Genomic DNA, 11559 nt, shown 5'->3' on the forward strand with positions numbered 1-11559 from the left:
ACGTACCGACTCATGGGGGACAGTCGGTGGAGACAGCCACGGGGTTCGGCGGAGCCGAGGGCGATTCCGGGCATGCACGCGGGCTGACCCTCCTGCTGGAGCTGACCGAGGCTCTGTGCGCACTCGGCTGCACGGAGGACCCACAGGGGCGGGGCCAGTTCGCCGCGGTGCTCGGGGACCAGCTGGGCCGCCCCGTCGACCTGCGCGGTGTCAAACAGCGCGAGGACGTGGTCACCCTGGTCCGCACCGCCCTGAACGTGGCGGGCGGGGAACGCGTACTCGTCGCCGTGGTGCGCATCCTCGAAGGACCGCTCGCCGGCGACGAACTGGACCGGCTGATCACCCCCGGCCCGCCCGCCGGGCCCGAGGCACCGCCGGGCCCGCTGGGCGGCGACGACGAGGCCGCCGCGCGAGCCGTCCTGGCCAGGGGCGAGCTGCCCGCGGACCGGCTGCGCGACGACCTCGCCGAGGAACTCAACGGCCTCGACCTGCCGGGCGGGCTCTTACCCGAACAGCTCTTCCTCCACGTCCTCGCGTGGAACACCCAGCCGGACGGTCTGCCGCCCGCCGTCCTCCTCCTCGACCGTGCGGCCCCCCTCGCCGCCACGGGCGGCCACCGCGCCGCGCTGACCGACTGGGTCGACGACTGGGTGAAGCGGGCCGGTCTTCCGCGGGAGCTGGAGCGGCGCCGGCGGGCCCGCGCCCGGGTCGTGCGGGACCCCGACATCCCCCGCGCCCTGATCGTCGCGGTCGAGCCCGCCCGGGACGGCTCCGACGACGTCGTCGTACGGCCCTGGCTCAACACCTCTCCCGGCCAGTGGGATCCGCAGCCCGGCGCGCCGGCCGTGACCACCCTGGACGCGCTCGGCCCGGCCGTCGACGACGCGCTGCGGCAGGGCGCCCGGCTGTGGACCGCACCGGGCGACCCGGCCTCCGGTGGACGCGGACAGCCGACGGCGTACGTGGAGTTCGTCCTTCCGTACGACCTCCTCAACCACGATGTGGCGAGTTTGACGTACCGCGTCGGCGACGGACGGCCGTTGCCGCTCGGGCTGAAGTACGGGGTGCACCTACGGAGCCTGGAGCGGATGCGCACCGACGACGCACTGGTGCGACACCAGTGGCAGGAGCGCTGGCACGCGCTGCGCCGGGACGGGGTCGGGGTGCACGGCTGGAGCGAGCCGGACGCGCGGCGGCTCGACGCGTGGCAGGCGACACTCGCCGGGGACACCAGGCACACGGCGGTGGTGCTCGACGCCCCGGCCCACGTCCCCGCCATGGAGGCGCTCAAGGCCGCCATAGCGGAAGGCATCGGGCTGGCGGTGTGGGACCGCAGAGGAATCTTCCCCGAGGAGCGGCGCGAAGTGGTGACCGCCGTGTTCGCCGCGGTGCCCAGGCCCGGGCAGATCCCGCTCGCCATCCACCGCCTGCGGCAGAACGCCGAACTGAACCAGCAGGGACCCGGCCGTCTCCTGGGACGGCACATCGGATTCTTCTGGGACGATCCCACTCGAGTCGTCGACATGCACACAAACGACCCCGGCGAGATCGCCGGCGAGGAGGCACCGGCATGAGCACGCAGGAACAGACGTCCCCGAACGGCTGGCGCGTGTTCCACGGCACCGGACGGCCGCCGGTCGTCGCGCCCCCGCTGCCCCAGGCACCCCCGTGGCGGCGCTTCCTCGGCTCGCCGTCCCAGCCGGCCCCGCCGGACGAACCGGAGTCCGCGGTGCGCCGGCTGGGCCCCGGCGACGTCACCCCGCAGCTCGGCCCCGACGAGATCGACACCGTCAACGCGGCGCTGCTGCTGCGCCGGCCGCTGCTGATCACCGGCCCGCCCGGCATCGGCAAGTCCACCCTCGCCTACGTGATCTCCAGGGAACTGGGCCTGGGCCGGGTCCTGGAATGGAGCATCGTCAGCCGGACCACGCTGCGGGACGGGCTGTACGCCCACGACGCCATGGGCCGCGCCCAGTCCATCGCCGCCTGGCAGGCCGGCCTGCGCGGCACCGCGGCCCCGGAGGCGGACGCGGCAGCGCCGGCGGACGACGTCAACCCGTCAGTCGTATCAACACACGGTCAACTGCCTCCCGTTCTCGGGAACTTCATCACCCTCGGGCCACTGGGCACCGCCCTGCTGCCCTACGATCGGCCCAGGGTGCTCCTCGTCGACGAACTCGACAAGAGCGACATCGACCTGCCCAACGATCTGCTGCACGTACTGGAGAACGGAAGCTATGACGTCCCGGAGCTGGTGCGCGACGCCACGGACACCGCGCGCGTCCACACCAGCGACCCCGCCGGCCAGGCGCTGGTGCGCAACGGCCGCGTCGAGTGCCGGGAGTTCCCCGTCGTGGTGATCACCAGCAACGGAGAGCGCGAGTTCCCCGCCGCCTTCCGCCGGCGCTGCCTGCCCCTGGAGCTGCGCACCCCCAGCCGCGAGCAGTTGCTCGCCCTGGTGGAAGGGCACCTCGGCGTCCAACCCGAGGGCACCGAACAGCTGGTGGACGAGTTCCTGGGCCGCATCCGGTCCGGCGGCACCCACTCCCTGGACCAGTTGCTCAACGCTGTCCAGATGACTACTGCGGGTGGTTTCCAGGCGCACGGTGACGGGCGTAAGCTCGTGGAAATGCTGCTCCGCGACCTCGCGAAGGGCCGCTGAATGACCGGCTTTCCCAGGGAGCGCGCATCCGGACCGGGCGACGGTGACGCCGTATCAGGGACGTCGCCTCCGTCGGCCTCCCCCGAGTCCGCCGAAGGCGCGAGTGGGCACGGAGCGGCGCACACCTCTGCCCCGGCCGAGGCACCGGCCGCCCGCGAACGGCACGGCACGGACGGCTCGGCGCCGGCCGACGCGCACTGGCGGGAGGTCGCCGAGGCCGTCTGGCTCGCGGCGTACTGGGACCGCCACGGCGGCCCCGGCGCCGTCCGCGCGCAACCGGCGACCGGACCCGGCCGACCGGACCACCCGGCCTCCACCGGGGCGGACGCCCCGTCCGGCATCGACACCCGGCCGGGCAGCGACGTCGAGGACACCGCGCCACCGGCGCCGTCCCCGGCGTGGGACGGCGCGCGTGGCGCCGACGCCGCGCCGCTCCCGCAGCCGGGCGTGCCCGGCCCGGGCCCACGCACGCGGCCCGCGCCGCCGCCCGACCGCGCGGACCGCAGCGCGGCCGTCGGCCCGCCGGGAGCGGTGACCGCCGAACGAGCCGACCGGCCGCAGCTGTTACCCGACCCCGAGGGCACGTACACCCTGCATGCCGGGCGGCCGCTGCTGCCCGCCGAGGAGCGCCCGCAGCCCGGACCCGGCCGCACCACCGCGCTGCTCGCCCGGGCCCTGCACCAACTGGCCCGGCGCATCCCCTCCCGCCACACCCTCGAGCTCGACGAGGAGGCCACCGCCGAGCAGGGCCTGTCGGACGGCCTGTGGCTGCCCTTCCTGCGGCCCGCCCGGGCGACCGCCTTCGACCTCGTCCTGCTCGTCGACGACGCCCCGACCATGCGGATCTGGCAGGACACCTGCGCCCGGCTCACCGAGGCCGCGGAACACAGCGGAGCCTTCAGCGGCGTCCGCGCCGTCCGGGTGCACGTACCGCGCACCGGCACCGCCACCCTGCGCCGCCCCGACGACGGCGCCGCCGCCGACCCCGCCGAACTCCTCGACGGCCGCGGCGGCCGGGTCTTCCTCGTCGTCACCGACGGGCTCGCCCACGGCTGGGCGGCCCCGGCCGCGGACGACCTGCTCGGCCGCCTCGGCCACGCCGGCCCGACGGCACTGGTCCACCTCCTGCCTCCGCACCTGCGCCACCGCACCTCCCTCTACCCGTACCAGGCGGTCCTGGAGGCCGGCGGGTTCGGCGCCGCCAACGAGGGCCTCGGGCACTGGGCGCCGCCCGGCGGCCCCGACCCGCTGCGCCCGCTGCCCGAAGCCGGCGACGGCTCGGTACCCGTGCCGGTGCTCTCCCTCAAACCCGGCTCCCTCGGCACCTGGGCCGACCTCGTCACCGGCGAGCGGGGCGTACGCCGGTCGCTGCCCGTCGTCCTCGCGGGCGCCCTCGCCAAGGGCGCGCCGGCGCCCGGTCTGCGCGCCCCGCGCCTCTCGCGCGCCGCCACCGCGGCCGTACGCCGCTTCTTCACGCTCGCCACTCCCGCCGCACGCCGGCTCGCCACCCAACTGGCCGCCATCCCCTTCGAGTTCGACCTGGTGGAGCAGATGCGGCGGCGGACCATGCCGGAGACCGGCCCCGACCACCTCGCCGAGATCCTCATGGGCGGGCTGATCGACTGGAACAGCGGCGGCGAGGGACGCCCCGAGTTCGCGGAAGGGGTCCGCGAGGCGCTGCTCGCCACCACCACCCGCAGCCAACTGGCGCGCACCGTCAGCATGGTGGGCGAGCTGCCCGCCGCCGGACGGCGCGGTGCCGCCCTGCGCGCCGCACTGCAGGACCCGGCCGGAACAGCCCTGCCCGACCCGGCCGAAGGCGGCTGGGCGCGCAGTGAACTGGCCGTGATGCGCGCCCTCTCGGGGCCCTACTCCGAACGGGCAAGGCGCATCGAACCCCGACTCTCCGGGCGCCCGCCGTCCGGTGCGGCCGAACGGGTGGGCGCCGGTTTGCCCGCGGGTACACCCACTGAGGTGAACCCTGCGGGCGACGGGGGATCATCCGGCGGTCGAGAAGGCAGTGATCCAGCGTCAGACAACCCCGACGAACCTGGAGACCACGTGCCGCCCCTGGTAACCGACGCGACCCCATCCGAAGCCCCGGAGGCTGAGCAGCTCATGCAGAGCACCACGACCGCGACGCCCGCCCTACTGGTGAACGTTCCCCTGCGGAACACCTCGTTCGTCGGCCGGCAGGGACTGCTGAGGGCCGTGGAGGAGCAACTGAGTTCCCAGGACACGGCCGCGGTGCTGCCGCACGCGCTGCACGGCCTGGGCGGCGTCGGCAAGTCCCAGCTCGCGCTGGAGTACATCTACACCCACCAGCACGACTACAAGGTGATCTGCTGGATCCCCGCCGAGCGCGAGAGCCTCATCCTGGCCGCGCTGGGCAACCTCGCCGCCCAGCTGGGCGTCACCCCCTCCGGCCAGGACCGCGTGGGCGCTCCGACCGCCAACACCGCGGTGCCCGCCGTGCTGGAGGCACTGCGCAACGGGACGCCGTTCAACGACTGGCTGCTCGTCTTCGACAACGCGGAGGACGTCGAGGCGGTGCGCCAGTACTTCCCCACCAACGGGCCGGGCAAGGTCATCGTCACCTCCCGGAACCGGGCCTGGGAGCGGGTGGCGACCCCACTGCCGGTGAACGTCTTCGACCGTGCCGAGTCCGTCGAACTCCTCCAGAGGCGATCGCCCGACCTGAGCACCGAGGACGCCGACCGGCTGGCCGAGGCACTCGGCGACCTGCCGCTCGCCGTCGAGCAGGCCGGCGCCTGGCGCGCGGTCACCGGGATGCTCGTCGACGAGTACCTGGACCTGCTGGCCCAGCGCAGCCCCGAGATCCTGGAACTCGACCCGGCACCCGACTACCCGGTCTCCGTCGCCGCCGCCTGGGACCTGTCGCTGGAACGCATCCAGCAGAACAACCCCGGTGCCCGCCAACTCCTCGACATCTGCGCCAGCATGGCCCCCGAGCCCATCCCGCGCTCCATCCTCCGCGGCAGCCGGGGCGTCAGCATCACGCCCGAGGTCGACCCGCTGCTGCGCCAGTCGATCCGGCTGAACCGCGCCGTGCGCGACCTCAGCCAGTTCTCCCTCATCAAGGTCGACCCGCGTGCCGACACCCTGCAGATGCACCGGCTGCTACAGACCGTGCTCCTGGCCAAGCTGGGCGAGGAGGAACGCGAGCGGATGCGCGGCGCCGCGCACCAGCTGCTCTCGGCGGCCAAGCCGGGACCGTACGGCTCCTCCCTCGAATGGCCCGCCTACCAGGCGCTGCTGCCCCACGTCCTGGCCTCGCAGGCCGTGACCAGCTCCGACACCTGGGTGCGTGACCTGGTCGCCGACACCGTCTGGTTCCTCTACTACTGGGGCGACCACGAGGGCGCCGCAGACTTCGCGCGGGAGGCCTGGAACCGGTGGCTCGCCGCCTCCGGAGAGGAGGACATCCACGTCGTCCGCATGGCGAAGAGCTTCTCCTTCCTGCTGCGGCAGACCGGGCAGGTGCCCGAGTCCATCCCGCTGATCGAGAGGGCGCTGGAAACCTCGCGCAGGCTGGAGGTCGAGCCCGAGGAACTGATCGACTCCCTGTGCGAGATGGCCGACGCCCGGCGCTACCAGGGCCGGATGGACGAGGCCCGGAGCGTGAGCCGGGAGGCCACCGAGCTGGCCCGGTCCCTGTTCGGCTCCGACGACCCGGCCACCTTGCGGGCGACGCACTCGTGGGGCGTCGACCTCCGCCTGGTCGGGGAGTTCAGCGAGGCGCTGCCGCTCGACCAGGAGAACGCGCGGCTGCGCGACCTCCTTTTCGGTCCGTCCAGCTTCTTCACGCTGAACACCCTGAACGGCCTGGCCATCGACATGCGCGAGAGCGGCGACTTCCCGGGCGCCCGCGAGTTCCAGGAGGACGTGTACCGCCGGGCGCGTGCCGCGTTCGGCGACGAGCACCCGCTCACTCTGCGCATCGCCCGCAATCTGGCCGTCTGCCGGCGCCGCGACGGCGCGGTGGCCGAGGCGGCCAAACTCACCGAGGAGACGCTGCGGCGCTTCGTCAACCGCTACGGGAGCGACCACTCCGACTCGCTGGCGACGGCGGCCAACCTCTCCGTCGACCGGCGTCTGGCCGGAGACCTGGACAGCTCGCGGCAACTCGCCGAGGACACCGTGCGGCGCTACGAGCAGCGGCTGGGCGCCGACCACCTCTACACACTGCTGACCCGGGCCAACCTGGCCGCCACGCTGCGGACCCTCGGGTCCCTGGACGCCGCGCAGGAGGAGGAGGACGACGCGGCACGCCGGCTGACCGAGACGCTGGGGGAGCGGCACATCACCACCCTCACCACCGCCATCGGGCAGGCCAGCACCGCCTACGCCCGGCTGGACTTCGACCGGGCCCGCGAGATCGACGAGGCCAACCTGCCGCTGCTCGCGGAGGTGGCCGGTGAGGACCACCCGCTCACCCTCTCCTGCACCGCCAACCTCGCACTCGACCTGCGGGGCCTGGGCCGCGGCGCGGAGGCGGACGAACTGGAGCGCCGGGCCGTGGAGGGCTTCGGCGACAGGGTCCGCGCCGACCACCCCTGGCTCACCGCGGCACGCCGTCGCCGCCGCATCGAGTGCGACATGGCTCCGATGCCGCTGTAGCCGCCACCGGCCGGGCGCACGAAGCCGCCCGGCCCCACGCGGACGCGGGGCCGGGCGGCCGGGTGCCGGGTGCGCGGTCTCAGCCCAGGTCCGCCGGTGTCGTCGTGCCGTCCTGGGCGGGCGGGGACGCGGCGGGGACGGGGACGGGCGGCCGGGCGCGGTCGCGCTCGGCGAGGCGGCGGGTCAGGATCAGCAGCGGCTGCGTGAACAGCGTGGTGGCCAGCGCCATGAAGACCAGCACCGTGTACAGCCGGTGGCTCAACAGGCCCGCCCGAAGGCCGGCGTCGAGGGCGATCAGCTCGGTGAGACCGCGGGCGCTGAGCAGTACGCCGACGGTCCGCGCGTCGTGCCGGTCCAGTCCGCCGAGCCAGGCGGCGAGCGTCCCGCTGCCGACCTTGGTGACCACCGCCAGTACCGTGACCGCCAGCAGGACGGCCCAGCCCGTGCCGTCCATACTGTTCAGGGCCACCGACTGACCCGAGAGCACGAAGAAGAACGGCAGCAGCAGCGAGCCGACGTCGTGCAGCGGACGCAGCAGGTCGGGATCGAGCGTGCCGCCCTCCTCACGGGGGATCACTACCCCGGCGAGCAGCGCGCCGAAGATCACGTGCAGTCCGAGGAAGTGCGTCACCCAGGCCGACCCGAGGGCGAAGCCGATGAGCAGCGCCAGCCGCAGCGAGGGCTCCAGCCGCGTCCGCCACAGCAGCCGGCGGAGCAACGGCCGGGCGGCGAGGACCATCACGGTGACGAAGCCGACGGCCAGCACCACCCGCCACGGCCAGCCCAGGGCCGCCGCGTCGTCGCCGCCCATCAGCGCGGCGGCCAGGACCGTCCAGCAGACCGCGTCCAGCACACCGGCCGCGGACACCGCCACCACCCCGGGAACGGACCGGGACAGCTCGTTCTCCCGCACGATGGCGGTCAGCACGGGGACCGCCGTTATCGACAGGGCGATCCCCGCGAACGCCACCATGGAGGGCGACGGATCCCGCGGCATGCCCAGCTCGTGCAACTGCTCCCGGAACAGCAACGCGCCCCCGCAGCCCACCGCCATCGGCGCCGCGAACGAGGCCAGGGCCACGGTCAGCGAGGCGCGGGCACGGTCGCCGAGGATCCTCAGATCCAGTTCGTAGCCCACCGCGAACAGGAAGACCACCAGCGCGAGCTGCGCGAAGCCGGTCAGCGCGGGTCCGATCGCGGCGGGGAACAGCGTCCGGTAGGCATCCGGTGCCAGCGAGCCGAGCAGGGAGGGACCGAGCGCGATGCCCGCCGACAACTGGCCCACGATGTAGGGCTGCTTCAGTTTTCGGGCCAGCCAGCCCGCCGCGTGGGCCGCGACCAGGACGAGGGCCGAGGCCCCCACGAAATGTGTGATCAGCGAGTCAGGGCTCATCCCGTCCCCCCGTTGGTCCGGTGGCCGTCCGGCCCGCAGACATGTCCTACGGTCCGCTGTTCGGCGACCCCGTGTTCGAAGCGTTCCCCTGTGGAAGCCGCAACTTGCCTAGAATAAAAGCGATCTGACGTGTCATCGGGAGTAGTACACGGCCTTTCACCAGGGTCACGGGGGGCACATGACGGCGCTCGTCTTCATCCACGGCACGGGAGTGCGCGAACCGGGCTTCTCTGCGCTCGCGGGGCGCTTCTCCGCCGGAGTGACGCAACTGCGGGGCGGCCTGCGTGTCGTGCCGTACTACTGGGGCGGCGACCACGGCGCCGCCCTGGCCGCCGGCGGGGCGAGCCTGCCCCCCGGCTCCGGCACCGTCCGGGGTCCGCTCGCCCCGGACGCGGGCGCCGACGACACCGCCGACTGGGCGGCCCTCTACACCGACCCGTACGCCGAACTGGCGCTGGCCGCCGCCGGGGCGCCCCGGGCCGTGGAACTGCCGCCCGGGGCCCTGCCGCCCGACCGGTACCTCCGGGCCCGGCTGGCCGCCCTCGCCGCCGAGGGCGACGGCCCGGCGGACGAGCTGGGACCCGGCCTGGCACGCGCCGCCGCGGACCTGGCGGCCCACCCGCTGCTGGCCGCGGCGGCCGCCTCCCTCGCCCCGGACGACCTCGCCGAGGCCACCGCCCGCTGCCTGACCGCCCAGGTCGTCGCCGGCCTCCTCGACTCCGACGCGCCCCTCGTGCCCGTCGGCGCCACCCGGGACGCCGTCGCCGGCCGGCTCGCCACCGCTCTCGGGGCGCCTGCCCGCGGCACGGAGCGCGGCGTGCGTTCGCTGGCACTGCGGGCCGCCTCCTCCGCCGCCTCCCGCGCCGTCGTACGCCGCCGCCGCGCCCTGACCGAGGCCGCCCATCCCGCCGCCGGGGACGTCCTGCGCTACCTCAGCCGCGGCGAGGCGGTCCGCGCCGGACTGCGCACCCTGCTCGCGGGACTCGAACCGCCCGTCGCGATCGTCGCCCACAGCCTCGGCGGCATCATCGCCCTGGACACCCTGGTCCTCACCCCGCTGCCCCAGGTCCGGCTGCTGGTCACCGCCGGTTCCCAGGCACCCTTCCTGTACGAGTCGGGGTCCCTGCCCTCCCTCGAACACCCCGCGCCCCTGCCGGCCCACGTCCCCGACTGGCTGAACCTCTACGACCCCCGGGACCTGCTCTCCTACCTGGGTGCCGGCCTGTTCCCGGGCCGGGTCGCCGACGTCGCCGTCGACAGCCGCCAGCCGTTCCCCGCCGCGCACAGCGCCTACTGGACCAACCCCGAGGTGTACCGGCACATCGTGGAGCGGCTTCCGTGACCGGCCCCGGCCCCTCCGCCGCCGTGGACCCCGCCCGTGTGCACGCCCTGGTCGTCGGCGTCGAGAGCTACGACGCCGGGCCCGACTGGGACCTGCCCGGGCCCGCCCGGGACGCCGTCCGCTTCCACCGCCTGCTGCGAGCCGCCGGCGTACCGGACGCCAACATCCGCCTCCACCTGGCTCCGTCGCCGCCGTACGTCCCCGAAGTCCCGTACGCCCCCGCCGACCACGCCACGCTGCGCCGGCTCCTCGTACGCGAACTGCCCGGCGCCCGGGGGGACGTGCTCTGGGTCTGGTGGGGCGGGCACGGCGTTCTCGACCGGTCCGGGCACCTGCGGCTGTTCTGCGCGGACGCCACCACCGAGGACAAGCTGGGCATCGACCTGGACTCCGCGCTGGAACGCTACGCCGGGGACGCGGTACCGGGCTTCGCCGACCAGTTGTGGCTGGTGGACGCCTGCGAGACCTTCGAGGAGGCGCTCGCCTTCCGGGAGCCGCTGCCGCCCGACGCGCTGCCCGTCGGCAGGCGCGGCACCGCGCACCGGCAGACCGTGCTGCGCGCCGCCGGACGGGGCCGGGCCGCGGCGAACGATCCGGTACGGGCGACCGGTCTCTTCTCCGACGTCCTGCTCGCCCTGCTGGCCGACCGGTCGTCCGTACTGCCCGCGCCACCCGACGCGGAGGAACTGTTTCCGGCCGTGCGGGGGCGCATCGCCGCTCTCAGGGAAGCGGGCCGTACTCTGCAGTATCCCGAGATCCGGCTGCAGAGCCCCGAGCGCACCGAAGTCCTCGTGCCCGCGGAGGCGGACGGGCGGGAGCGGCCGGCCTCCCCGCTGCTGCGGGCCGTCGACGCGCTCCTCGCCTATCCGCTGATGAGCGACCCGGCCGAGCGGCAGACGGTGGTCGCCGCACTGGACCCGCGCTTCACCGGGACGCTGCCCCGTCACACCAAGGCGCGCACGGATGCGACCGGCATCCTCAACGGGCTCGTCCGACGCCGCCCGCAGGCGCTGTGGGATCTGTACGACGCCGTCGTGGCCGTCGACGACGACCCGGCGCTCGGGGGTGAACTGGCCGCGGCCATCAGGGATTTGGTGAACCGTGCAGGACACTCGCCCACGCGCCGATGATCGGGTGGCGTGATCGTACGGTTTTCGACTTGCCCTCAAGTGGCCATGATGAAAAGAGACACGGGGCATCGAGTGCCACCGTGCGAGAAGGGGGAGCACCTTGGACCAGCCGCCCGCTCTGCGCCATGCCGAAGCCGCGACCCGCGCACGGTCGGCCGCCCCGCGGCGCGCCGACGTCTGGGAGTCGGACCTGGCGGACGTCGCGGCGCTGCCCCTGACCGCCGTGGACGGACTCGCACCACTGCGCCCCACCGCCCGCCTGCTGGAGGAGGTCCTGCGGGCCAGGGGCAGCATCAGAGGCGGCGGCGAGGGCGGTGGCGGCGGCGCCCGGGCCGAGTAGCCGCCGCCCGCACCCGACCGGAGAGTCGCACTTCCCGTCCGCCCCCGCGGC

General features: G+C 74.5%; 7 protein-coding genes. 6 read left to right on the forward strand and 1 reads right to left on the reverse strand.

Annotated elements, in window-relative coordinates; genetic code table 11:
* Nucleotides 1-26 precede the first annotated feature (26 nt).
* Genes ACIQFU_RS31470 through fxsT form a run of 3 tightly spaced genes read left to right on the forward strand, consistent with a single transcriptional unit; the run spans nt 27 to nt 7303 of the window.
* Nucleotides 27-1574, forward strand: coding sequence for a hypothetical protein (locus ACIQFU_RS31470; RefSeq protein ID WP_402556051.1), 1548 nt, complete (start codon nt 27-29; stop codon nt 1572-1574).
* A complete protein-coding gene (locus tag ACIQFU_RS31475; RefSeq protein ID WP_402556053.1) occupies nt 1571-2662 on the forward strand; it encodes an AAA family ATPase in 1092 nt (363 codons plus the stop codon). The genes ACIQFU_RS31470 and ACIQFU_RS31475 overlap by 4 nt, the downstream gene beginning before the upstream one ends.
* Nucleotides 2663-7303, forward strand: a complete 4641-nt coding sequence (gene fxsT, locus ACIQFU_RS31480) for an FxSxx-COOH system tetratricopeptide repeat protein (RefSeq protein ID WP_402556055.1) — start codon at nt 2663-2665, stop codon at nt 7301-7303.
* Between the two features lie 79 nt (nt 7304-7382).
* Here the strand turns inward: fxsT and ACIQFU_RS31485 are convergent, their stop codons facing one another.
* On the reverse strand, nt 7383-8696 hold the full coding sequence (locus tag ACIQFU_RS31485; RefSeq protein WP_402556057.1) for a cation:proton antiporter: 1314 nt from the start codon (nt 8694-8696) through the stop codon (nt 7383-7385).
* A 178-nt stretch (nt 8697-8874) separates the two neighbouring features.
* Between ACIQFU_RS31485 and ACIQFU_RS31490 the strand changes: the two genes are divergently transcribed.
* From ACIQFU_RS31490 to ACIQFU_RS31500, 3 genes are all read left to right on the forward strand, one after another.
* Nucleotides 8875-10038 (forward strand): hypothetical protein, encoded by a 1164-nt coding sequence (locus ACIQFU_RS31490; protein WP_402556058.1) that lies wholly within the window; start codon nt 8875-8877, stop codon nt 10036-10038.
* Nucleotides 10035-11168: a caspase family protein gene (locus ACIQFU_RS31495; protein WP_402556060.1), complete on the forward strand. Its 1134-nt coding sequence runs from the start codon at nt 10035-10037 to the stop codon at nt 11166-11168. The genes ACIQFU_RS31490 and ACIQFU_RS31495 overlap by 4 nt, the downstream gene beginning before the upstream one ends.
* Before the next feature lie 100 nt (nt 11169-11268).
* On the forward strand, nt 11269-11508 hold the full coding sequence (locus tag ACIQFU_RS31500; RefSeq protein WP_402556062.1) for a hypothetical protein: 240 nt from the start codon (nt 11269-11271) through the stop codon (nt 11506-11508).
* Nucleotides 11509-11559: the final 51 nt, after the last annotated feature.

Origin of the sequence: Streptomyces sp. NPDC093065 (assembly GCF_044754585.1) — a bacterium.
Taxonomy (GTDB): Bacteria; Actinomycetota; Actinomycetes; order Streptomycetales; family Streptomycetaceae; genus Streptomyces.